The 23841-nt window shown below is 63.1% G+C and carries 25 protein-coding genes; all 25 read right to left on the bottom strand.

The genetic code is table 11. From position 1 onward, the window contains the following. Complete coding sequence (locus tag I6I07_RS19545) at positions 1 to 480, bottom strand: hypothetical protein (RefSeq protein WP_198483335.1); 480 nt, start codon at positions 478 to 480, stop codon at positions 1 to 3. Between the two features lie 100 nt (positions 481 to 580). Then, positions 581 to 1267: a hypothetical protein gene (locus tag I6I07_RS19540; protein ID WP_225856603.1), complete on the bottom strand. Its 687-nt coding sequence runs from the start codon at positions 1265 to 1267 to the stop codon at positions 581 to 583. Between the two features lie 334 nt (positions 1268 to 1601). Next, positions 1602 to 4778 carry a phage tail protein gene (locus I6I07_RS19535; protein WP_198483334.1) on the bottom strand — a complete coding sequence of 1059 codons (3177 nt, stop codon included), beginning with the start codon at positions 4776 to 4778 and terminating at the stop codon, positions 1602 to 1604. Beyond that, positions 4775 to 5389 carry a tail assembly protein gene (locus I6I07_RS19530; protein WP_198483333.1) on the bottom strand — a complete coding sequence of 205 codons (615 nt, stop codon included), beginning with the start codon at positions 5387 to 5389 and terminating at the stop codon, positions 4775 to 4777. Before I6I07_RS19530 ends, I6I07_RS19535 begins: the two co-directional genes overlap by 4 nt. Beyond that, positions 5386 to 6165 (bottom strand): C40 family peptidase, encoded by a 780-nt coding sequence (locus tag I6I07_RS19525; protein WP_198483332.1) that lies wholly within the window; start codon positions 6163 to 6165, stop codon positions 5386 to 5388. Before I6I07_RS19525 ends, I6I07_RS19530 begins: the two co-directional genes overlap by 4 nt. A gap of 2 nt (positions 6166 to 6167) precedes the next feature. Then, positions 6168 to 6896 carry a phage minor tail protein L gene (locus tag I6I07_RS19520; protein WP_198483331.1) on the bottom strand — a complete coding sequence of 243 codons (729 nt, stop codon included), beginning with the start codon at positions 6894 to 6896 and terminating at the stop codon, positions 6168 to 6170. 8 nt (positions 6897 to 6904) lie between these two features. Then, positions 6905 to 7354, bottom strand: coding sequence for a hypothetical protein (locus I6I07_RS19515; protein ID WP_198483330.1), 450 nt, complete (start codon positions 7352 to 7354; stop codon positions 6905 to 6907). Further along, positions 7345 to 8910 (bottom strand): phage tail protein, encoded by a 1566-nt coding sequence (locus I6I07_RS19510; protein WP_198483329.1) that lies wholly within the window; start codon positions 8908 to 8910, stop codon positions 7345 to 7347. Before I6I07_RS19510 ends, I6I07_RS19515 begins: the two co-directional genes overlap by 10 nt. Positions 8911 to 8915: 5 nt before the next feature. Further along, on the bottom strand, positions 8916 to 9257 hold the full coding sequence (locus I6I07_RS19505) for a phage tail protein (protein WP_198483328.1): 342 nt from the start codon (positions 9255 to 9257) through the stop codon (positions 8916 to 8918). Beyond that, complete coding sequence (locus I6I07_RS19500; RefSeq protein WP_198483327.1) at positions 9257 to 12229, bottom strand: phage tail tape measure protein; 2973 nt, start codon at positions 12227 to 12229, stop codon at positions 9257 to 9259. Before I6I07_RS19500 ends, I6I07_RS19505 begins: the two co-directional genes overlap by 1 nt. 33 nt (positions 12230 to 12262) lie before the next feature. Further along, positions 12263 to 12574 (bottom strand): DUF1799 domain-containing protein, encoded by a 312-nt coding sequence (locus I6I07_RS19495; RefSeq protein ID WP_198483326.1) that lies wholly within the window; start codon positions 12572 to 12574, stop codon positions 12263 to 12265. 65 nt (positions 12575 to 12639) lie between these two features. Beyond that, entirely contained in the window at positions 12640 to 13059 is a 420-nt protein-coding gene (locus I6I07_RS19490) for a hypothetical protein (RefSeq protein WP_061074219.1), read from the bottom strand. A 70-nt stretch (positions 13060 to 13129) separates the two neighbouring features. Next, on the bottom strand, positions 13130 to 14065 hold the full coding sequence (locus I6I07_RS19485) for a phage tail tube protein (RefSeq protein WP_198483325.1): 936 nt from the start codon (positions 14063 to 14065) through the stop codon (positions 13130 to 13132). A 32-nt stretch (positions 14066 to 14097) separates the two neighbouring features. Then, positions 14098 to 14301: a hypothetical protein gene (locus tag I6I07_RS19480; protein WP_198483324.1), complete on the bottom strand. Its 204-nt coding sequence runs from the start codon at positions 14299 to 14301 to the stop codon at positions 14098 to 14100. Positions 14302 to 14327: 26 nt separating this feature from the next. After that, on the bottom strand, positions 14328 to 14750 hold the full coding sequence (locus I6I07_RS19475) for a hypothetical protein (RefSeq protein ID WP_198483323.1): 423 nt from the start codon (positions 14748 to 14750) through the stop codon (positions 14328 to 14330). Beyond that, positions 14747 to 15049 carry a head-tail joining protein gene (locus I6I07_RS19470; RefSeq protein ID WP_198483322.1) on the bottom strand — a complete coding sequence of 101 codons (303 nt, stop codon included), beginning with the start codon at positions 15047 to 15049 and terminating at the stop codon, positions 14747 to 14749. Before I6I07_RS19470 ends, I6I07_RS19475 begins: the two co-directional genes overlap by 4 nt. Before the next feature lie 5 nt (positions 15050 to 15054). Next, a complete protein-coding gene (locus I6I07_RS19465; RefSeq protein WP_061074215.1) occupies positions 15055 to 16059 on the bottom strand; it encodes a major capsid protein in 1005 nt (334 codons plus the stop codon). Positions 16060 to 16140: 81 nt separating this feature from the next. Then, positions 16141 to 16491, bottom strand: a complete 351-nt coding sequence (locus tag I6I07_RS19460; RefSeq protein ID WP_198483321.1) for a head decoration protein — start codon at positions 16489 to 16491, stop codon at positions 16141 to 16143. Positions 16492 to 16518: 27 nt separating this feature from the next. Then, positions 16519 to 17646 carry a head maturation protease, ClpP-related gene (locus I6I07_RS19455; protein WP_198483320.1) on the bottom strand — a complete coding sequence of 376 codons (1128 nt, stop codon included), beginning with the start codon at positions 17644 to 17646 and terminating at the stop codon, positions 16519 to 16521. Positions 17647 to 17674: 28 nt separating this feature from the next. After that, positions 17675 to 19174, bottom strand: a complete 1500-nt coding sequence (locus I6I07_RS19450) for a phage portal protein (protein ID WP_198483319.1) — start codon at positions 19172 to 19174, stop codon at positions 17675 to 17677. After that, positions 19171 to 19377 carry a phage head-tail joining protein gene (locus I6I07_RS19445; protein ID WP_061074212.1) on the bottom strand — a complete coding sequence of 69 codons (207 nt, stop codon included), beginning with the start codon at positions 19375 to 19377 and terminating at the stop codon, positions 19171 to 19173. The genes I6I07_RS19450 and I6I07_RS19445 overlap by 4 nt, the downstream gene beginning before the upstream one ends. A 46-nt stretch (positions 19378 to 19423) precedes the next feature. Then, on the bottom strand, positions 19424 to 21499 hold the full coding sequence (locus I6I07_RS19440) for a phage terminase large subunit family protein (RefSeq protein ID WP_232625657.1): 2076 nt from the start codon (positions 21497 to 21499) through the stop codon (positions 19424 to 19426). Further along, the gene (locus I6I07_RS19435; protein ID WP_061074211.1) at positions 21496 to 21993 is read right to left on the bottom strand and encodes a terminase small subunit; all 498 of its coding nucleotides are present in this window, start codon (positions 21991 to 21993) and stop codon (positions 21496 to 21498) included. Before I6I07_RS19435 ends, I6I07_RS19440 begins: the two co-directional genes overlap by 4 nt. Next, the gene (locus tag I6I07_RS19430; protein ID WP_198483318.1) at positions 21990 to 22775 is read right to left on the bottom strand and encodes a hypothetical protein; all 786 of its coding nucleotides are present in this window, start codon (positions 22773 to 22775) and stop codon (positions 21990 to 21992) included. The genes I6I07_RS19435 and I6I07_RS19430 overlap by 4 nt, the downstream gene beginning before the upstream one ends. Positions 22776 to 22950: 175 nt before the next feature. Further along, complete coding sequence (locus I6I07_RS19425) at positions 22951 to 23742, bottom strand: DNA adenine methylase (RefSeq protein ID WP_198483317.1); 792 nt, start codon at positions 23740 to 23742, stop codon at positions 22951 to 22953. Positions 23743 to 23841 lie beyond the last annotated feature (99 nt).

Below are 23841 nucleotides of genomic sequence, written 5' to 3'. Positions count from 1 at the left end.
TCAGCCCTCCCCGCCCGACCGCAGGCCCAACAGCTTGGCGCGAACTTCAACCAGCCATTCCAGTAGCCCCTTTTGCCGCATGCTGGCCATCCAGCGCATATAGGCGCCCAGCACCCACCACGCCGGCAGACCGGCAATCAGCATGCTCGGCCCCAGAACGTAGAACTTCGCCAGCAGCGCGTCGTCGCTGCCGGCACCGTGCTGCGCCAGCCACGTCATGGCCTCCATCAGGCCAGGCTTCCAGGCGATGACCGCCCCCGCGAGCGCCGGCCCGAACATGAACGAGCAGGCGACCGTGCAGATGGTCCGCACCGTAAATTCACGCGCGGTGCGCGGGGGCATGATTAGCAACCCCAGAATCGCGGCAACCGCCGCCGGCACGCCGTAGGCCATCGCGACTTTCACCGCGGCATACCCACCCAACCCCTCCAGCCCCTTAAGGGCGGCCCAGCCACCCAATCCCGTGGAACTCGGTTCCATTCGAATACTCCTCTGATGGGTTTGCATTGCTGCCTCCCGTTGTGTGGACGAAAAAAAACCCGCCGAAGCGGGAGAAGATTTAAGGCCGTCTTACTAGTTTTCAAAGATCAGAAACATCAACGATCGACATACTGAATTTCTGCCTCCTTACGTCTAACCATCCCGAGGGGGTCGAGCTGGGCCCGTAGTCCTCCACGCAGATAGTCGACCCAATCATCGGACCGTTTTGCACCATCATTTGCCAGAATCGAAACTGCATCCAGGGTGTGTTAGGCCCGACCCCCACAGGCACCTCTGTTTGGCTGTTGACAAGATTCCCTTGAACAATAGCCGGGAGAATCCCCGGATAAGCCCAATATGTGAAGTTCGGAGACAAGCCCGACGACGTGGATGGCAGGTCTTTGTCTGTGCCAACAAGAAACGCATTGAACTTCATGTAGGGCAGACGAGAGTCGTAGGTCACCACCCCGCTCGAATTACGCACCCTCCGGCCATAGTCAGGCGCAACGGGAACCAAGCCTGGTTCATCAAAGAGATACCAGTTCACCGTAATGTCTGGCGTGGCGGAAGATGGCTTGTAGGTCAGAAAGGCCACCTTCAATGTGCCGCCGCTCGTGTCCATGCCATAGATGCAGCAAGGTCCGTTCGCACGGTAAGCAATCATGCCGCTACTTGCCGGGAGCGAAACGATGACCTGCCGGTAATTGACGTGGAACCATGGCGACGACGCTACAGCAGTCCCTTTCATCCGAAGTGCCAGATTTTTAAACGTGCTGTCGATCTGCACTTCGTTTATGCCGTTCCGTATTCTCTGCCCAAAGTCCGCCATTAGCCGACGATTCCATAGATGATTCTTGCATTAGCCCGATAGGCAGCCGCCGCCACAAGGAACCGCCAACTCAACGTGGTCCCGGATATCTCGAACTCGGGTGCGAAATATGATCCAGCCGGCGCCCCAGAATTCAGGGCCAGCTGCGCAAATGGCTGCCGCCCAGCGAACGCAGGAACGCTGATAGAGCCATCAGAAGTGCCCGTTTCGACCGAACCCAAGATCCGCGTCAGCCGATCAGTGATCCTCACCCGCAGGCGCCCATTTCCATCAAAAAACTGAGTTCCATAGCTCATGACAAAAGACCTGTTTCAATGCGCAGCACGCCGTTTTGGTCGTAGATGAATTGCCCGTTTCCGTTGGTCACCATTCGGCCGCCGCCCGTGAGCGGCATGTTCTGCTCAATGACCCCGGTTCGGAAGTTCATCCGCAAAATGCGTTGCCCTTGGGAATTCACTGCGTCCGACTCCAGCCAGTCCTTGAACTTGGCCGAGCCGATGGAGGCGTTGCCGATGATGGCCTCATTGATGATCGTTTGGCCGTCCTGAATCACAAACGGCGTTGTGATGACGCTGTTCTGCAAGTTGATGAGGGCCAGTCGATCAGCGAGAAAAAGCACCTGCGTTTGCATGCCCTCAGGCGTGTTCTCAACGCCCAGCGCCATGCCCGCGCCGTAGTACTTGCCGTCCACGGTCACGCCGGCCTTCATACTAATCATCGCGCTCAGGCTATCTTTGACCTCTTTGATCTCGGTCGCAGACTCGCCCCCTGACTCGATTTCCTTGACCAGCTCCTGGCCGAGCATGGACTTTTCGATCTTGCCGCCGATCTGCTCCAGGATCGGCCCTGCGTCCGAGCTGGCCTGACCGCGCACGCCGATGCCGGACGCCGCGGGATACCACGCCCCCGCCACCCCGTTCTTGTCGACCAGGCGCGCCCAGAACCACAGTTCCTTACCAGCGCTCAGGCCCATCAGCGTGTGCGTGTTCTGCGGGTAGGCGAACACGCCCAGCGGAATGGCCGATTCGAAGCTCGAGTTCTGCGAGTAGTAAACCTCGGTGCGCTCGATGATCGACGGACCAGGCGGCAAGCCCCAGTCCAGTTGGATGCCAAACAGCAGGCTTCGCGCGACCAGGCTGGTAACCACCGGCGGCGGTCCCACGATGCCGTCCAGCTGCACCAGCGTGGACGTGGCCCAGATCGATGCCACGTCCAGCGCGTTCATCGCCCGCACACGGAACGTGAAGCCGCCGGCATAGATATTGGGCACCTCCACCCGCGTGTAGCCCGTGCGCGGCAGGTTGATCCAGTCCGAGTTGTCACGGCGCCACTGCACTTCATAGGACACGGCGGCCTCGGCCGGATCCCATTCGAATACAGCGGTGTGGTTCGCCACGCCCTGGCTGACGATGTAATACGAACTGATCTTCAGCGCGGTGGGCGGCGACTGCACGCCAGGCGGCACCACCGAAATTGGCGGCCGATCCAGGCGCGTGCCGAAGTCGACGTTGTTGAACTTGCCCGGCTCGTGCTGGATGGCCGAGATATCAGCCAGCAGGCCGTCCTTGCGCTCGATGCGCAGCACCCGGAACGTCTGCGCGGACAGCGCTTCCGATTCCAGCGTCCATACGCATTCAGCCTCGGGCACCTCCGAGAAAGGCGTCTTGACGTCGATGTGCATGGCCGTGCCAGGCAGGCCGATCAAGTCCCAGGTGAGCGCCGTAGAGTCGTAGCTGTAGTCCCCGTTGTCCAGCGTCAACGGCTCGCCCATGGCCGACGACACTACGCGAGTTTCGGAAGTGCCGCTGGGAAGGTTCACCGTCAACCGGTCACCCGGCCGGATGCCCAGTTCGGCGTCCACCACGATCCGGCTGGCCGTGGCCTCGCGGATGCGCCCGCCGATGCGGCGGCCGGCCAGGTGCTGGTCAGCAACCCGGATGATGCTGCCGGGACGGATCTGGCAATGCTCCAGGCCCACCGTGAAGGTGACGCCGCGCGTCTCCAGCTGCGAAGTCAGCAAAAGCCACTTTCCAACGCGATTGGCCTGGCCCCGCGACGTGCAGCCAAACGCGGTCACCTCCAGCTGCTTGATGCCATAGCGCGCGATGCCCTCGCGGTTCTCGACGTACTCGACCTTTTGGCGACCCATGTCGCTCAGATCGGTCCACGACACCAATGCGACTGAGAACCGGGCATTGAGAGCCGATCCGGTGTAGCTGAACTTGCCTCCGATCACATTCCCTGACGCGAACGTGTAGACCGGATCACCCGGCATGTCCGCCACGGCAAACACCGACGAATTCGCCCAATACGCCATGCCGCGGAAGATGGAGGCGAAATCCTGCACCACTCGATATGCGTCGGCCGCCTGTTGCATATAGACATTGCAGGCAAATCGCGGCTCTTTCCCTCCAAAGCCGTCGTCTACCAATTCGTCGCAGTAGCGGCCAACTTGGTACAGGCCCCACTTATCTAGCCACCCCGCAGGGATTCGCTCGCCAAGGCCATACCGGTCATTGCTCACCAGGTCGAAGAACACCCAAGCCGGGTTATCGGTCCAAGCGAGCTTGAATGTTCCATCCCACACGCCCGTATAGGTTCGAGTGTCAGCGTCGTAGTTCGACGGCACCCGGATAATGCGGCCCTTCACGTCGTAGGCGCGCGTCGGCACGCTCTGGAACTGCGACGCGTCGACCTTGATCCCGACCACCGCGGACATGGGGTAGCGCAGTTTGGCGTCGATAACTTCCGTCACCGCATCGACAACCGTGCGGTCAGCGATTGTGTTACTACTCGCATTGGCGGTCATCCGTCGAACGCGAATGTTCCAACCCTGCAATGCGCCGGCCGGCAATTCGATACGATGCGACCGCGCGTAGCGCTGGGTAGTCTTGCCGTCGAAGGCGCTGGCCAGCACTTGCTGATAGGCGGCACCGTCTCGGCTAACATCGATTGCGTACTCGACGCGGTAGCCGTTGATGTCGCCGTTACTGGTGTTCGCCTGACTCAATCCTTCCACAGCGAGCGTGACGCGCACGGCCGACAGTTGGCGATTCGTGAACGACCGCACCCAGGGCTGCGCGGCCTTCAGTTCGGTCCCGATGCCGATGGTGTTTTCTGACGCGGGGAAGCCGGGCAACGGATCCTGCCATTGCGTCCCCGTACGGAAATCCACCGACACGCCGGAGAAGTTCAACGAGCCATCCTCGTTGGCTACCGGAGTGCCATTCAGGTACACATCACGCAGCGCGCCTCCCTGGCCGTGCGCAGGACCATAGATTTCGCCCTCGCTCAACAGGTCGATGACTCGGGCATAAGCGATGCTGTGCAGGCTGTCGGGGGCCTCGGTGGGGCCGCGCCCACCTCCGCCGCCCTTGCCGCCCTTATGACCCACAATGGCGTGATTCTTGTGCCCATAAAAAAAGGCGCCCCAGGGCGCCTTTCGCTTCATGCGGACTCGCTGTTTCATGCCTGATCTTCCGAGAAAATCCCCGCCGATATCGTCGCGCTGCCGACAATCATTCGGCCGTATAGGATCGGCACCGGGTTGCCTTGTGCAGTCGTATTCACAGGACCATTGAAATTGTAAGAGGCACCATTTTCAGGGCGATCCCGAGCGCTTAACGCGCGCTGCTGCGGCGAGAGCATTTGAACCACACCGCCCAGCGCCATCGAAATGCCCATCGAGAGCATCATCGGGGCGGCCACGGCACCCTGGGCCCCAAGTGCGGCGAATCCCATTGCCGGCGCGAAATAGACCGCAGCAACGATGAGGGCTGCGCCCAGAACGGTCTGAAAAAGCCCTCCGCGTTTTGCTCCGGCCAGAACGGGTGCGATACGGATATCGTCGTCCCCAACGGGGTGCGCAATCTCATCCGCTGAAATATTCCTGCGGCCAATGAAACACGCATAGGACACGCCATTGCCAGCGCTGCTCGCCATTACGGCCTCGAAGCCCGGAATCAGCACACAAAGGGCGCGCACGGCCTCCGCGGTGCTGTTGACTGCCAACCTATGCACCCGGCCGAATTCGGCTCCCAGGCGGCCATACAGCCGCACAGTACGTAACGTCTCGATCATGCTTCATCCTTGTATCGCAGCACCAGGCGGGTGGCTTCCCGCCAATATCCGCCGTACACCACCCGCTCCGACTGCCGGCCGTAGAGGTGGTGCAACATCGCATCTGGCACCGGGAACAGGCCCGGCGCCTCCACCAAACCCTCGGCGCCCAGGAACACGCCGGCGTGGTTCGCGCGGTTGGACCGGACCTGCATCAAGATCACGTCGCCGGCTCCGATCTGCTCGCCGACCGCCAGCGGCCGGAAGCCCGCCTCGGCGTAGTGGTCCATATATAGATCGCCTTCCCGGCCTGGCTCCCACCACCCGTCCTCTCGGGCGAAGTCGGCCAGGTCAATACCGCGCTCGCGCTTGTACCAATCGCGCACCAGGGAATAGCAATCCAGCACGCCATGCGCGAACTGGCGGCCCAGCAACGGGGCCTGAAAGCCGACCGGAGTGAAGCCGCGGATCTCGCCCGCCGCCACCTCGCCGTCATCGACCTTGGTCACAGCCACGATGTACCAGGGCAGCGCCGTGGCCTCGCACGCTACGCGGTCGGCCTCGCTCGGTGCCGGCGTGTCGTCCGGGTGAGAATGCACAATTGCCACCACCCGGCCAGCGTCCTCGGCCGCCGCGTAGTCATCGGGCGCCAGTACGAAGTGGTCGCCGCTGGCTGCTGCGTTCTTGCAGGGCACATAGGATTCGCGGCGGGCGGCCATCACCACCAGCCCGCAACACTCGCGCGGGTACTCGGCCACCGCGTGGGCGCGGATGGCCTCCATCGTCTTCTTGTGCATGGTTATCCCCGAATCTGGTCCGAAGAGGGGAAGCCCCCGAAATTAATGACCTCGTATTCACCGAACCGCTTCTTGCAGTCCGACATGAGCCCCGAACAGCGATCGCGCGCAGGATCCGACACGGGATTGCCCGCCAGGTCGAACATGCGGCTACCGGTGTAGCCACAGTACGGCCCCCGATATCCGCCTTTCCGCAGCCACGCGCACACGCTGGCGATAATCTGCCGCCCGGGCAGCTGCTGGCCATCGAAATCCAACGCACTTGACAACGAGAACTCGACAACATCGGCAGTCTCGGCGGTTTTCTGCTGAACTATCCACACCTCGACCGGCAGTTCCTCCGCCGGATTCGCGGTTGGGTTGCCCTCGGGAAAGTTCTCGGCGTCCAAGTAGCGGCCCAACGTCCGACGCACACGCACCCAGGCGCCAACCAGATCATTCAGATGGATACACAGCGATGAAATGACACCCACCACCGGCACACCATCGGCACCCATTCCGATGTTTCCCACCGTAAGGGTGGGCGTGGGCTGCTGCCCCTCGCCTACCTGCTCGAAGCCGGCCGCCGTGATAGACCAGGGTTCGTATTGCTTGCCCTGCCAAAAGATCGGCCCAATCTGCGAGTAGCCATGAAAGCGCTGAAGGGTGCCACCGATGGGCGTCGCGTCCAGTTCATACAGCTCGATCAAATCGCCGATGTCGAGCTTTTGCACATCTGCATAAATTCGCATGTTGCCTCCTATGCCCGCAGCGTCGCGGCGAGGATGAACAGGTCATCCAGGTTCGCGGCGGTCAGGCCCAGCTCATCAGCAATCGCCAGCAACATCGGGCTATCGCGTTCGAACTGCTGAATGTCGTTCCACGCCTCGCGGTAGTAGGCCGGCGTGGTCGGAGCGGCCAGAAGATCTTCCACGACAGCAAGCAAGTCGCGCTTGGCCGGGCTCGGCCCCGATGTGTCGTTGATGACGATGCGCCCGTCTTCGATGGTCGATAGCCGCAGCGCCTGGCGCCCCTGGAAGCGGGATACAACCGCGGGCACAACTGCGGGCGGCGCATGCCACTCACCTTCGGCATCTGCGATGTAAAGCGGCCCCGGCCTCTCGCCCTTCATGACTACCCAGCCAGGAGGGCATTCGCCCCCCACGAAGATATGACTTCCGCCCTCCTGGGCGTAGATGCTCAGTTCCATTTCCCCTTGATCCTCCACACCAGAACTCGGCATTTGTTGGGCGTAACCAAAGCACCTTGCGTAGGCGTCCCGCCAAGGTTCGGGGTCGGCCAAACGTCGGTAACACCAGTGCGGACGATGATCGCGCCGCCGCTGATCTGCCCTGCGCGAGTACCAGCGGCCCGGTTACCACCGGAGCTATCGGTATACCAACCCGTCTCTGCCCATCCGTCCGAATACAGAAGCTCGGCGCGGCACATCACGAAGCTACCCAACATGGACGCAGGCAGTTGCACAACGTAGGTGGCGTTCGCAGCGACTGAAGCAGGGGCGGCCTCTGAGCCTCCATTCGGATAGAGGATTACGAAATCGATTTTCCCGTCCAAGGTTTGGACGCGAGAATTCAACGCTGCGTAATCGCTCGCCAACTGCGCAGCGTCAGCGCTACCGGGATTGGTAACAGCGCCGAATGCCTGTATGGTCCAGACACCAGAGACGCTTGTCGGTCTAGTTTCCGTGCCCGTCCGCGCCGAGCGGGATGCATCAAAGCCCACGTTCACAAATTGCAACGTCACAGCCGTGCCGCCTGATCCGCTGGTGCCGATGTCCTGCTTCTGGAGTGCGCCACTCCCAGGGTCAAGTTGGCTGGGCAACCCTAGAAGATTTCGGGTCAGACCCGTGATGTTCTGGAGCGCGTCGCGCTGGATAAGTCCGTTCGTACCACTCGAAAGCGCCCCGTCACCGCGTTGAAAAAGTGCGCCCAGCGAGCCAGAAGATTGCCCGTTGAAATCCGGCATACGGAGGGTGGTAGATCCGTCGCCGAGGGTGTAGGCGCCGCGCTTAAGCGGATCTGCCTGCCAATCCGCCTCCGTCACCACCGGCACCTTGCCGCCTGTGACCATGGCCGCCAGGTCGGGAAAAGTGGCGCGGCTCACGGTCTGCCCATCCGCGGGGATCTGGCCGGCCGGAATGGACGTGCGCAGCGGCCACCACGCAATCGAGGCCACCGGCGGCCCCGAGGGGATGGGCGGCAATTGCGAGGTCGGGACCTTGCCCCCGGCGTCCAGCGTTGCAACACCGGTTGCTGCCCCCTTCTCGGTCGACTTCACCGCGCCGCCCAGCTGGGCTACCGGCACCTGGCCCGAGTCGTCGAGCGTAGCCACGCCCCCCGCTACCCCCTTCTGCGTCAGTGGAATGGAATCCTGCGCGGCCGGGAGATTGACCGCCGGCACCTTGCCAGAACTATCCAGCGGTGCCACGCCCCCGGCTGCGCCCTTCTCTTCCACGGGGATGTAGTCCGCCTGCACAGGCAAATGCGCAGTCGGCACCTTGCCCGAGGCGTCCAGCGGCGCCACCCCGCCAGCCATGCCTTTCTCGACGGCCGGTACGGCGGCGTCGGCCTTCGTCTTAGCGTCGTTGGCGGTCGCGGTTGCGGCCGCCACACCTTGCTCCACTACATCAACGCCCGCTTCAACCTTGGTGAAGTTGGCATTGACCCTCTGCATGCCGTCGCGCAGAGGGTCGCCGGTGCCGTCGTTGGCCTGCTGACCGACGTTGATCTGTTCGAGTTGTTCCATAGTGCCTACGGCACGTGCCGCTGCGTGAAAGTTACAGAAATGGAATACCAGCCACCACCGTTCGGTATCAACTGGTAGTCGCTCGCCCTGTAGGAGAGCTGCTCGCCGAGGGGCGCTGTCCACAGGAACGCCCGCCAGGTGCCGTGACGATCCAGGAAATCCTTGATCGGCCTAATCTCCGCCTCGCTCCCAAAAAAGGACAGCGGCCAGGATTCGGTCCGAGAGTTCAGGCCGTCTTGCGCCACCTGCTCATAGCCATCGCCGAACTGCGCACGCAACACCCTGAACCTCACGTCCGCTTGGGGATTTCTCCTCGGCAACCAGCTAAACACCTCCAAATTGCTCATCACCCTTTCCGCCCATTCAGTTCATTCCAGGACGTGCCGCCCTGGCGGTACGACTTCGACATAAGCACCCGGAACCTTCCATCAACGAACTCGCCGAGCTCACGGCCGAATTGCTCAAGTCCCTGCGGACCCTCGGTCTTGCTGTTGCCGTCCGACTGGACGTAGACGTTGACCTGAATGGAGGCCGGCCCTGCCACCCCTTCTCCACCGCCATGGGCCTGCACACCGAGACGGCCATCCGGCCCGCGACGAAGCGGCATGATCGCCTCGGGCCCCGCCTCGGCGAAGACACCCGCCCCCTTCGCAAACTGGAACACCTGCGGTTTGTCATAGACGCCACTCGAGAACGCAGACAGGCTCGGAGATTCGTAGACATTCCCCTTGGCGTTCGCCGTCCAACCGTTCGACGCGATCAGCGAGCCGATTCCATCGCCACCCGACGCCTGAACCTGGCTGGCAGCGGCCTCCGTTCCCGCCGCGGCTCCAGAGCCAGCCCCAAACAGCGATCCGACGACGGCGGTGAACATGCCCATCGTCGCTTGGCGTGCGGCAATGCGCGCCAGGTCAGAAAGGACGCTCTTGGCGAAATCTGCGAAATTCGCCTTGCCGCTGACGACGAAGGAGGCCACGGCGTCCGACATTCCCTGGAACAGGCTTGTGAACACCTGTTGGGATTGGGCCATGACGTTGGCCGAAGCGTCCGACCAGTCGTTCAGTGCCCGAATGGCCCCGTTCTTCCAATCCCCCTGGAGCGCCAGCCGCTCATCCATGTAACCGCGCTCACGCGCGATCTGGGCCTGCATGGCGGCGTCGATCTCGGCGATGCCTTGCAGGTACTGCTGGGAGTCCAGCGCACCAGCGCCCCCCTCGCGCAGCATCTTGTCCGTGAAGCCGTCGCGGATGCGCCGAAACCGGTCCTGGGCCTGGTTGATCGAGTCGACCAGCGCACGATCATTGCTGCCCAGGGTGAGCGCGTTGTTCTGCCTGCTCTCCTGCAGCGCTCGCGTTTCGCTGTAGTTCGTTATGTCGAGCTGCGTTGCCCTCAGGGCGCCACGGATCTTCGCCTGGTACTTCTCGATGTCCGTAGCTTCCTGCTGCTGCGAGCGGGCGATCTGCGCTTCCAGCTCCTGGACGCGCCCGGCGTAGCGCTCTCGCTCGGCGAGCTGCTTTTTCCCGCCTGCGATGTCCGCCTGCTTTCGAGCGATCTCCAGTTCGTCATTCAGGGCGGCGCGCTGCGCGGCTGCCCGCCGACGAATGAAAGCCTCTTCCGACAGCAGACCGGCCGCGCGCTGGCCCTCGAGCGCGGTGGTCTCAGCCCTGAGCGCCTCTTCGCGCATCCTGGCCTGGGCCTGCATTGCGGCCAACTGGCCAGATATCGCGTTCTGACCAGCGCTGACAGCATCTTTGTCCAGAAACTTTTTTCGAGTCTCATCCTCGCGGTCTTTGATGGCCTTGGCCGAGATCCGAACGTCCGAGGGGTCCACGGCCCGGATTGCAGCTTCCAGCCGCGCGTTCTTTTCCAGCGCCTCGGTCAGCTGGCGGACCTTGCTCGTCTGCTTGTCGTAGGCGTCCAGCCCCTTGGCCGCCTCGATGGCCGCAGCATTCGCTGCAGCGTTGAGGCCTTGAACCTGCGCGACTGCGTCGGCCAGGCCCTTCTGGTTGAGCGCATCGCCCAGGGCACCCTCAGCGTTGCTGACCCGCGCCCGGCCCGCATCATTCAGGCCGGCCGGCCCGGCATCGCGCTGGCGCATCAATGCGATGTTCTCGCGCAAGGTGGCAATCCGCGCCTCAAGCGGGTCTTGCTCCTGCCCCACGCGCTTCATCGACTCCCAGGCGCCGTCGACCGCACCCTTCACACTGCGCCAGGCCCGCTCCAGAGCGCCCAGCTTTTCAGGAGCTTCGTTACCGAGGTAGTCGTGCAGGGCCCGCGAAGTCTCGCGCATGGCGCCTTCGCGGTTGCCCGTCTCTTCGAGCGTGCGGATGTAATCCCATTGCGCCAGGCTCATGAAGTTGAGCGAGCGGTTGTGCTCCTCTGCCCACTTCGTGACCCCCTCCGGCATCTTGGCGAAATCCTTGGAGATATCGTCCATCGACTGGCCGGAGACTTTCTGGAACGTCACCATCGTGCTGGACATCAGCTGGATGGTGTCGGCCGAGATCTGGCCTGTCGCAACCAGTGCCTCGACAGCCTGTTGCGCCTTGCTGTGGCTTCCGTTCTCCCCGGCCGCGGCAGCGGCCATGCCCCGGATCTTCTCCGCGGTCACGCCCGCATAGTTCCCGGTGAGCTGAATCGTTCGATTCAGGCGTGCGGCGTCCTCGCTTCCCTGGTACGCCGCGATGCCAAACGCCACCGCCGCGCCGGCGGCCAGCGTGTATGGGTTGATGAGGCCCAGAAGCGTGCTTCCAAGGGCCTTCGCGGCGGGCACGACGCCGCCGAACATATCCTTAAGCTGCCCGCCCTGCTGCAGCAGCACCGTCATGGGCTGCTGTCCGCCCTGCAGCGACACGACAATGTCGGTCAGCTGCGCAGGTACACCGCGCATTGCAGCTGCGGTCTGAGCAGCGCTATTCCCGTACTTGTCGAGGGCGCGCCCCGATGTCCCTAGCGCCAGCTCCTGCTCGCGCAGTTTCGCAATCATCGGAGCTACGCGCGCCGACACGCCCAGCTCGGCTGCTTGCAATTCGAGCAATTCCGACTTCGTCTTGCCGATCGCCTGCACCTGGCGCTCGAGCCCTTGGACGAATCGCTCTGACGTCTGCGCAAATGCTTGGCTGCCCGCAGCCGACGCATTGACGGCCTGGGACATCTGCCCCGCTGACGCCCCCATCTTCGCCGAGGCCGCGCTGGCGCGCCCCAGAGACGCCTCGGTGGTGGAGGCAAATTGCTCCGCGGCGGCCCCGGACGCCGAGAATCCGCGTATCAGATCCGCCTCATCCGCGGTCAGTCTGACGCCGAGAACCTTGTCATTCATATGATTCTGCCGCTGAAAGTTCAATGTGTGGACTTACGCTTGCTCCAAGAAGACCTCCAAAGCAGCGCGCTCCATGGCACGGATATCCAGGAATGTCTGCCTCAAGTCCGCCCCCGACGGCAGAAGGACCTCAAGGGTTGCCCGAATCTCCGATGCCGCAATTCCTGATCGAATGGGCCGCCCCATCGCAGGGACAAGCCAGGTCCAGCACGTCTCCAATTCGAGAAATGCCTTGACGGTTTCCCAGTTCTCTTCGAACACCTCGAAGGGCTCAACGGCGGCGTTGGCGCCAGCTGCGGTAAGCACGTCCGCCGGCGCGCCAGCCGCAGTCAGCGCCGCCAGCACCAAGTCATCGGGGTCGAACGCGCTTGCCGCGTTACGGCCACCAGTCGCCCAGTGCCGCGCGGCCCCTACGAGTTTTTTTCCTGCACCTGCTGATGTGCGCGCCAGAAGCCCTGGAAGAGGGAAATCACCAGCTCGGGCCAGTCCTTGAGAACCTGGTCCAGCGCCTTGACCGAGAACGGAATCGAATCGCCCTGCCCGTCACGAACGCCGAGCCAGCCGGTCATCTTGTCCTTGATGAAGTCGACGTCGGAGGCATAGCCCCACTTGGCGGGCTCCTTCTGCCCCGCCGGCACGGGCAGCACGGGCTGGCCCAGCCGCTCGCGGTAGGCGTTGGTCATGGCGTCATGCAGGGCGTTGATTTGATCCAGGGGGCTGCGCTTGTACTGCGCAACGAACTTGATCTCGACCGGCGCCCCATCCTCGCCGTTCACCACCAACTTGATCTCGCTCGCAGCGATGGCGCGCTTGGTAACAACAAAAGCCATGGAAAGCTCCAAAATTGAAAGCGCCCGGCTGTACCGGGCGCGGATAGTTGCAGGGTTCGACCGCCGCGGATCAGCGAACGATGATTTCCAGTTCGTCGTTGCCGTTCGGCCCCGGGTTCACGTTCATGTCCAGGCCCAGCATTGCCACGTTGTCCTGGTCCGAATAGGCCGGATTGGTCAATTGCGCGGTGGGCGCCTTGATCTCGATGATGTTGCCCGCCGCCGTTCCGTGTTGAATCGCCAGCGCCTTGCCTTCGCCGGACAGCACGATCGCCGGCCAATCCAGCTGGGCGATGCGCGGCAGCTCGAGGGAAATCTTGCCGGTCGGCTGGCGATCGGTGATCTCGGCCCCTTCGCAACCAATCAGAGAGCGCCAGACCAACTGGTTGGCGATGTCGAAGGTCAGCGACTGCAAGCACCCGGAATAGGTGCCCAGCGACCAGGCCGGCGTGTTGGCCTTGTTGACGCCCTTCGGGATCTGGAAAGCGCTGTAGTCCACGTCCGTCGGGTTGGCGCCGTCGGTGATGGGCAAATAGACGCCCATGAAACGAAAGCGCATGAACGGGATGCCCTTGGCAGTCAGGTCAAAAGAGACCGTGCCGCGAGCGTCCAGGATCTTGTGGAACACACCGTCCAGGTAGTAGTGCAACGCGATGCGCTCGAAGTTTTCGGAAACCGGCAGGTAGCGCACATCCGTACCCGTGGTGACCGTCTCGGCAAAGCCGCAGGCGCGCAGCAGCGGCCCCCAGGCCGGCGCCTTACCGGCCGTGCCGGATCCGGCAAGTTCGACCTCCCCTTCGATTTGGGCGTACTGGGTGGTGGCGACTTGCCCCGCGTTGCCCATGTAGGGCCGCAGCAGCGCACGCTCGACGAATTCCGCCGACAGGGGCGTGGCGGTCACGTTGCGCAGCAGGATCGCGTTAGCCGCCCCGGTGGGAACCGGGTCGACCCCTTCCGCCGTCTGGATCTTGGCCAGCAACAGCGTCTTTCGGATGGATTTGGCCATTCTTGGCTCCGTAAATGTCTTGATTCGGGGGATTAGGCGGTGCTACCGCAGTCGCACGGCGACGTCCGCTCAACAAGCACGCGCTCGCCAGTGGCAGGATCGCGGAGGTAGCTGCCGCCCTGGCCGTGGAACTTGTCAGGTCCCGATGCCGCTGGGTTGATCGCTTCGGAAGACGCGCCGGCTGGCTCGGTATCGACGCGACCCGCCGGAATGCTGGTCGGTTTCGTTGCGGACATGCTGCTCTCCTTCGGGTGCCTGAGCGTCAGGCGCCCAGGGAATGCTCATCGGTCTGATAGGTGATGCGGTAGCGCTTGGTGACCACCTGTCGGCGAAGATCGCCATTGGCATACTTGGGCTCGTCCGTGCCGAATTCCACAATCGACACCATGTTGGGTCCGGAATACCCCATCACGATCGGCTGCGCCGCTTCGAACACCTCCTCGGCCAGCTGAAGGTGATCGTCGCCGCACGTGTGAACGATCAGATGGACTTCTCGCACCCGAGTGGCACGCGGCGGCAAAAGCTCCTGGATCGACTCAGCCCCCAGCTGCACGGAGACCACTTTCGGGTCCTCACGCGAGATCGCGCGCATGGGGGAAGCCTCAACGGCTGCCGGAAATCCACCGGGCGCCCCCGCGAGGGCCAAGCGAAGGTCCAGCACGTACTGTTGCGCCAGGGATGTCATGGCAGAAACTCCAACAATGCACGGGTCCAATGCCCGTCTCCGCGCACCGTCGGCTCCTGCCGGACCCGATAGCGCTTGCCACCGATATCGAGCAGACTGTGGTACTTCAGGCCCGGCGCGGCCGACGTCGTAAATTCGATTTCGTAGTCGGTCGAATGAACCATGGTCGCCTCGTCGATAACGTCGGGACGGTCAAACCGGACCATGAAATCGACGGCAGGGACAACGCCGACCAGGCTGGCAAGCTCGCGCATCCCTGCCTGGTCGAACGCTTCATCGAAAATCGCGTTGTCCCACATGGCGATTACGACGCCTTGAGCCGGATGACGGCGTTCGGCCGCGTGTTGATCGTCAGCGGATTGGACTGCACCTTGAGGTCGACGCCCATGCCGTGCTGGAGAACCTCCTGCGAGGCGTAGAACGGCAGGCCCGGGGTGTTGACCACGTCGATGTGGTTGGCCGGCGCGAAGCGGGTCTGGAACAGATCTTCGGTAACGATCGGCACCAGGTAGCCCTCGGTCGGATCGAGGAAGGTCACGGCGCCCACTTTGCCGTAGTACTCCTTCCACTCGACGTCTTCGAAGATGAACCCCTTGCGCATATCGGCGCGCAGGAATTCGCCGTCCTTCCAGCGGTCGAATGCCTTCTCGACGGAATCGTGGCCCGTGAACGCGTCATACAGGCCGCGCCCCATGATGCCGAGCCAGCCCTTGATCTGGACGGAACCGGCCAGCGCGTCTTCGGCCAGGCGCTTGGCGTCCAGTACCTTCTGGCGCACCTTGGTGCTGGCCGTACCCAGACCCAGGTTCACCGTCTTCTGCGTGTAGCCGAAGCGCTGGTACAGATCCAGCAGCACGCGCTCGCCGTCGGCGTCGAAGATCTTTCCGGTGACGGCGCCCAGACGATGGTAGGCGAGTGTGGCGTTGATACGCGCGCGCAGCTTCACGGTGCGCTTGTTGACGATGCTCTGCATCACTTCCAGCTCGCTCTCGGTCCCGAAGGCGCGCACGCCTTGGATCTCGTCGGCGTAGATCGTGTCGCGCAGCGGCAGGTGCAGCGTGTTGAACGGGATCAGGTCGCGCCGGTCTTTTTCGCTGGTCTGGCCGGGCGAGCCGCGGGGCGAATCGGCCACCAGGGCGAGCTTGCCGTTTTCGCGCTCGATCGAGACCGTCAGCGTCGAAACGCCGTCTTCGTCGAACATGCTGTCCAACGTGGTGGGTACGGCCTGGCCTTCGGGCTGCACGTTGAGGGCGGCCGTCAAGGACGCCAGGGAGAACGCGTTATCGCGGAAGATATCGATGTGTGCCATGTTTTAGGCTCCTGAAAATGACTATGGCCCGCCTAAGGCGGGCCATGCGTTGGTCCTTGAACGGGGTGCCGCAGTCGCGAGTTAGTCGCGCACGACGAGGAAATTGGGCGCGAAGTCGGCCCGGGCTTCGGGGTCCAGCCCGGTCAGGGACCAGACCGCGACCTCAGCCAGCCGGACGATGGCGGTCGCCGGCTGGGGATCCGTCGAGATGTCGGCGGCGCCGTACAGAACCGCAGCAGCTTTTTCCGTGCCATCGGTGCCGGCGGGGTTGTACGCCGCGTATTGTTTGGTTGCGGTGATCTGCCCCAGGACCTGGCCGGACGGGTAGCCGGTCGCCGTGGCGGCCAGGGTGATTTTCTCGCGGGAGATCTCGCCAGCGCCCTCGGACAAGAGGAATTCGGCGGTACGGGCTTTTTCGTGCAGGATGTTCATGCTTTCTCCAGGATGAGTAAGTGCTGCTTAGGACGCGCGGCGGCGTGCCGCAGCACGAGCCTCGTAGAAGTTGGTAATCGAGAGGGTCGGCACGGCTTTAGCCGGCGTAGCATCGGGCCGTTGGGTGTTGTCGATGGCGATACCAGACGCTGCGGTCACGGCGTCGAACAGCCTCGCGCGGGCCTGGTCAACCGAAAGACCCGCAGCGACAAACTCTGCCGCCTTGTCGGCCATCTTGGCTGCAAGGCACACCCCGGCAATTTCCGCCGCCTGCGCGATCCGCGCGTCCGCCTGCTCTATGCTGGTGAGCCCGGATGAGAGGAGAACCCCCTCCGAAAGGTGTGCCACACCGGCAGTGCGGCAGGCGGCGTAGACATGCGCGACCACGGCGGTGGGCTGGGTCGCATTCGCCTGCGGCTGCGTGGCCGGTGCCGTCGGCGCGGCTCCCGGTGGATTCGCAGCCGGCTCGGGCGGGACAGCAACCGGCTCAGGAGCAGGCGACGGAGTTGCGGCGTCCTGCTGGTCGAGCATCGCAGCCACCTCGGCCGGCAGGTTCTTGTGCTTGCGAAGCACCTCGACGGCCAGCTCGGACGACATCTGGAGACGGACAGGGTCTTCGATGAGATCGCAGAAACCCAGCGCCTGAGCCTCCATCGCGGACATCCACGTGGTCGAATCCATCATTTCCACGATTTTGTCCGCCGCCAGGCCGCTCTTGCGACTGTAGGCCGCGACGACGCCATCGCGGATCCTGTCCATCATGTCCGCCATCGCGCGAAGGTCCTCGGCCGTGCCGCCAGCCAGGGTCCAGGCGTTGTGGATCATCAGCTGGGCGTTGTCGGGCATGATCAGCTGATCACCAGCCATCGCGATCAGTGAAGCCGCCGACGCTGCGACGCCATCAACGCGGGTCGTCACGCGTCCAGCGTAACGCCGGAGCGCGTTGTAGATCGTCAGCGCGTCGAAAACGTCACCTCCGGGGCTATTGAGCGACACCAGGATGTCGGCGCCCCCCGCTGCAGCTGCATCCAGTTCGGCCACGAAGGCTGCTGCCGTGGTTCCCCAGAAGCTGATTTCGTCATAAATGCGGATCTCGACCAGCGGCTTATCGGCCTGCGCCTTAGCGGTGATCGTGTACCAGAGCTTCTTTGCCATGATGGCTCCATATCTATAGTTGTTGCGGCTATTCCACGTCGCTCTGCGGGATAGCCTTGCCCGCCGCCGTCGACCGTCGCGGGTCGCTGTCAAACACCGCCCCCCCAGCATCCGCCGCAGCGTTATCCGCCGCGATATCCGCAGCCACTTGGTCAGGGTCATCGCCCTGGGCCAGGATCACTGCAGAGCGGCTTGTAAAGCCGGATCGCACTTGCTTTTGCTTGGCCTCGATGTCCTGCACCGGGTGGAAGTACGGCCAACCCTGCGGCACCCAGAGGACACGCAGCCATTCTCGGCGGCGCCGGTGGTAGTCCGGCATCGGGATAGTTCCAGCCAACGCCAAAGCGTCGATCCAGGCCGCCCACACTGGACGGCAGATCTGATGAATGAGGCAATGCCATTGGTACTGCTCCATCAGGCGGTGGAATTCATTCACCAACACCCGCAACGCTCGATCGCTGATGTTCCGCAGATCACCAGTTGCCAGCTCATACGGAATGCCGACCGAGGCAAACGCCGCCATCAGCTGATGGCGCATGAAGCTCTCATAGTTGTTGTCGGCACCGGGAGGCGTCGAAAACGTCACCTCCTCGCCCGGAGCCAGTTCCTGCATCGTGCCGGGCTCCATGGACACTAGGGGAATACCGTCGTCATCCTCGACATAGTCGTCTTGCCCCCCGGTGAGCGGGTTTGTGGGATCCTCGTCGGGATCCGGCTTCGTGATAAAGCCGGCGAACAGGTTGGAGACTTCCTGGCGATACATCACCGCGTCGTCCAAGTTGTCGATCGACTTCAGGCGCAGCAATACGGTTGCGAGGGCGGGCACCCCACGGACTTGGCCAGGACGCTCCATCTGGAAAGCATGGATGACCTGGTCGGCCGGCACCGACACGATCTCCTGCGCCGGGCTGGATCGCCCGAATTCGCCCGGGTGACGCCTCCACATATGAACCGCTGTCCTGCGGCCGATAGCATCGAACTCAATGCCGTTCACCACCTCACCGCCGTTGGGCAGCGCGTAGGTGCGCTCCACCGGCACCTGGTCGCCTTCGATCAACTGGAGCTGCAGGGGGACGACCAGACCATCGGAGGGGCGGCGCCGACGAAGGCGAACGAAGACTTCCCCCGCTGTGAAGATGGACCGATCCGCCAGCGACTGCATCCCGTAGAAATCCAGACGCCCGTCTGCATCGGCCTCGACACACCAGTCGGCCCACAGTTCCTTCAATAGTTTGCGCACGGCCTTGTCGGGGTGCTGGGGGTACGGCTGAATGCCAGTTCCGATCGCATTGCTGTCCCACTTGCGCTCGGCGGCCGAGGCCCACGGATCGTTTCGAACCGCGTCCCTGGACCGTCGGCGCTGTAGGGCGAGCCCTTGCGTTGCGGCCGCGTTCGGGCCGGCCGCAGAGGGGTTCCAGTTCTTCGCACGGCTGCCGGTCGCGCTGCCGCTCTCATAGCTGGAACTCATCTGCGCATTCAGACGCCGAGGCACCAGAAGGCCGGAGCGGCGGTGCGTGGCATAGCTCATCGAATTCCCTTTCCAGCGTTGCGCAGTCGAAACTGCCGCGGGCGCCGCTTGCCCTTGTTGATTTCTGCGGATACGTGCGCTCGCGCTCGCATGAGCTCGTCGATGCTGCGAAAGCGCACGCGCTTGCCGTCGTACTGGACCTCAAGCTGGCTGCCCGCAATCGCACGGTCCAGCTTCTCGAGGTCGGCCGGGGTGTACGCCATTTCTGTCGCCCTGTTCTATAGCCGTTGGTAATACCCGCCGCACGCGCTACCTGCGGGCTTTTAAATAGCTGGAGGAAGATGAGCGGCGACGGGCGGGCCGGGGCGGCGTGCGGGATTTAGCCACCGTCGCCTCGCCTCGAGCTGCCTGAGGAAGCACCTTGCCGCTGGAGTCCGGGACTGGAGCGTCATCCGCTTCCACCGAATCCGCAGGCGGCGGCATGGCGTCCAACTTGGCCGCCATCGCGTCCCACCACGCTTCCGTCTTGCGTGTCAGCCCTAAGTGTTCCGCTACCCACAGGGCATACACCGCGCAGTCCCAGGTCTCCACACGCTTGCGAATCGCCGTCCAGAGGGTGCGAACACCCGTCGCAGTCTTTCGGGCGACCCGCACTTCACCGGAGAACTGGCGGAACCATTCGTCAGAGAGGTCCGCAGAGAGGTGAACGTATCCAGGCCCAGGAGACTCAATCGCCAGCCGACTATGGAGCAGATCTTTCGCTCGATTGGTGCCCACGTGCCACAGAATCACACCCTTTTTCACGCGCTTGCCACGCCAGTCGATATCGACTTGTCCCGCGCCATCCTTGATGGCCTTCTCTCCGAATGGCCGCCCACGCACCGCATACACACGCCGCGCCTTGTTGCGGCGCGCGAAGTCGTACACGGCGTTTGAATAGTGGCCACCCGAGTCGATCGCGGTGGCGTAAATGCTCATCTGCTGGCCGCCCTCATGCTGGAACCGACGCTCGAACAGGTATTCCGCCACGCTGTTCCAAACCTCGTCCTCCGCCGGATTCCCGTGAAAGATCTGGTGGTCGACGGTCCACATTTCGCATCCACGGCCGAAGCCCCAAACCGCCACCTCGACGCGGTTGCCTTGGGTGTCGCACCCAGCAAGTAGCAAAGTGCAGCCCATGGGCACCACGTTCTCGGCCTGGCCAGGCAAGCTGTACGCCTCAATCTCAGCCCGACGTTTCAACTCATCGGCCTCGATCTTCTCGATCTCACCTTCCCAAGCCTGGCCCAGCGTGGTGTTCCAGAAGGTCTTCAGCGGCTCATCGTCGCCCTGCTCGGCCTTTGCGTAGGCGTCCAGGAACTCGCGGACGATCTTGGACCAGCTGACCATCGGACTGTATCCAGTCCAGACGTGGAATGCGACCCGCTTGTGCGCGGGGACCACCTCTCCGGCCGCATTGCGGAATACCCCATCACGGTCGATGGTGGTTCCGTCGGAACCGTGCCAAAACCCATCCTCGGATGCTGCAAGATACTCGCCCTGGGCGATCAGGGTCCCGCAGTGCGGGCAGAGGTGTCGCACCGTATCGGGGTCATCGTTCAGCCATTTGAAGCCGTGAGGCTCGTCCTTTCCGCCCCATGTGATTGCGTGGTGCTCATCGCAGTGCGGGCAACGGATATGGTAGTCATACCGTGCATCTGCGCCGGCCGCCCGCTTTTCCATGAGGCATGTCTCTTTCAGCTTGGGGGTCGAGCCGATCACCATTTTGGGGAACGTGGCCCCCTCCAGACGTTTGGCAGCCAGTTGACCTGGATCACCCTCGCCGTCGATGTTCGAGTCGAACGAACTGAACTCATCAAGGATTGCCACGCTAACGGACAGGCGGCGGTAGTTGTCCCCCGCCCTGCCCCCCCGAAGGTGAAGCGCGCTGCCGATAAACTTCTTCACCAGCAGCGTGTTGTCCTTGTGACGCGCGAGCCGAGTAGGAAAAATCGGATGCATGACCTCGACATCGCGCAGCATGGGCTCGAGCTCGGTCTTGACGAACTCGTCACGCGCGCTATCGGTCGGCTGCCACAGCGCCTGATTGCGGCGCCGATGTTCGGCGAAGTACCCGACCGCGGCGAGAACGATCTTCGTGTAGCCGACCCGAGCCGACTTGATGACATCCACTTCGGTCAGGTCATCGCTGCCGATGCATGCGAGGATCGCACGCTGGAACGGCCAGGCCTCCCAGTTCTGCTCAACGTAGGACGACTCGGCTGACAGGTAGAAATTTCGCTCTGCCCACTCCCGAAGCGTCATAGGCTCCGGAGCGCCGAAGGATGCCAGCCCGCGACGAAGCGCGCGTGCAACTCCCGCGCGGTTGTCTTCTACGAGCATCATTCACCCTCGTTATCGTCTTCCGATTCAATATCCTCCAAGGACAGGGCGGCCACGGCGTTGCGCGCCTTAGCCAGTTCCCGGCGCACAATCGTCAAATCCGCGTCGGTCAGGTTCGGCAAACGCCGCTTCAGGACGCCCGGAATGGCGTCGAAAGTGGCGGCCACCTTCGTCCCCGCGCGCACCAGGACCTCCTCCAGCACCGAGACCGGCGCCAGCTCGCCCCGGCGCTCGGCGTTCTCCATTTCCACCTTGTCGGCCTGGGCGGCGTTCAGTCGCGCCTTTTCCTCGGTCGGGTCCAGGCCGGCCGTGTCCGGATCGCGGTTGCGCCCGGCGGCAGCGTCCCGCAGGTTCCCGCAGTAGGCCAAAAGCCAGTTGCCCAAGGTGTCGCCGCTGGTCAAAACACCGCGCATCAGCAGGCCGCTGATAACCGGCTGGGTGACCCCAACGAGCTGCGCAAACCTTGCCTGCGTAGATTTCTTTTCCAGGTCGATCATCGGGCTGTCGCCAATGCGGCGTCCAAAGCGGTCGAATACTCCACGTCGAAGCGATCGCCATACACGGCGGTCGCGGTTTCATAGAACGGCAAGCGGGGGGTGTAATGCGGCGCATCGACTGCCAGCAGCACCGGGGCCACATCGGCCCCATGCGTGCCAGTCTTGCGCCAGATGCCGGCGGGCAAGACTTGGCGCCGCTGCCCGTTCATTGAGCCCTTACCCCGGGATATGAAGTACTGGACGCCATTGATCCGTCGGTAGCCTTCGCGGGATGTGCCGACGTTGGCAGTCCGCGCGCGGCTTCGCGCCGTCGCGTTCGCCCGGTAACCTTGCTCCCCGAACGCCTCGAAGTAGGACAGGAGGCGCACTATCTGGCCCCGCGACATGTTGCCGTAAGCGTCAAGCTCGGCAGCTGCCCCCGGCACCGTGAACATGCCCGCCGGCAATCCCGCTCGCTGCAGCGCCCGTTCCGACCTCTTGAATCGGCGGCCGCCACCCAGCACCTGCGGCGCCAGGTAGCGATCGGCGGAAGTGCCTTTGCCTGCGCCATCGCGGTAGGCAATGGTCGCGACCAAGTTACCCTTCGTCGCGCGCGCAACGCGCAGCGCATTCAAGGTGTACGGCGTCGGCCGGTCAAATACCTGGAGGGTTTTCTGGAACAGCGCTTGGCGCACCGCCTCCGCGGTTCTATTGAGTGCGACGGAGGTGGCATACGGCAACTGACGCCGCATTGCAGCGTAGTAGTCCACGCCCTCGCGCAGCTTGGACGTGAACTTCAGCATGCCCCCTCCCATATAACCCCCTCGCACAGGGCGGAACCTCTCGCCGCGGAGTGAGGCCAAACACTAAGCCTTTGAAATAACAGGCTATTCGGTCGAAATTATTATTACCCCCCTATGATGGCCCCATGACTAGCGAGCGGCCGGGGTTCGAATTACCCTTACCGGATCGATTTCCTTAGGGGCCCCCGGCGATTTCGCCAGCTTCGGGCCAGCTTTGGATCAGCAACTCGGCACGCGGCACGCCCCTGCCGCCGCCCACCGTGTACCGAATGTCCAGCACGCGCGCGGGAAAACCTGCAAAGACTTCACGCATCAAGGGATGGTCGTTCACGCTCACCAGAGCGCGCCCTCGCATCGTGCGCATGGCCTCGGCTATGGCGTGATACTCCTCGAGGGGAAACTCGACGTCGTAGCCTGCCGTGTCCCAGTACGGCGGATCCATGTAAAACAGGGTATGCGGCCGGTCGTATCTCTTGACGCAATCACGCCACGTCAGGTGCTCCACGTAGATCCGGGCCAGCCGCAGATGGGCTGCCGAAAGGGTTTCCTCGAGCCGCAACAGGTTCAACCCCGGCGGAGCCGTGGTCGCGGTGCCGAACGACATGCCCTCCAGCTTGCCGCTGAAGCAGTTCTGCATCAGGTAATAAAAGCGGGCCGCGCGCTGAATGTCGGTCAGCGTCTCGGGCCGTGTTTCCTTCTGCCACTTAAACATCTGCCGGCTGGTCAGCGCCCATTTGAACTGGCGCACGAACTCTTCCAGGTGGTGCTGCACCACGCGGTACAGGTTGACCAGGTCGCCGTTGATATCGTTCAGCACCTCGACCTTGGCCGGTTCCGGCCTGGCGAACAGCAGTGCCGCCCCGCCCGCGAAGGGTTCGACGTAGCAGGAATGCTTGGGAAAATGGGGAAGAATCTTGTCGGCTAGGCGGCGTTTGCCACCCAGCCAGGGAATTATCGGTTTTGCCACTTGTGAGCGTCCATGTAAACTGGCGCCCGCCTGTACAGGTAGGGCGGCCTCGGGTCGTTCACGGGCTTGGTCCGTGCTTCGGCTGTCAGCTTGGGAACT

The sequence above is a fragment of the Achromobacter deleyi genome (genome assembly GCF_016127315.1).
GTDB classification, from domain to species: Bacteria; Pseudomonadota; Gammaproteobacteria; order Burkholderiales; family Burkholderiaceae_B; genus Achromobacter; species Achromobacter insuavis_A.
This window is presented reverse-complemented; position numbering and strand designations above follow the sequence as displayed.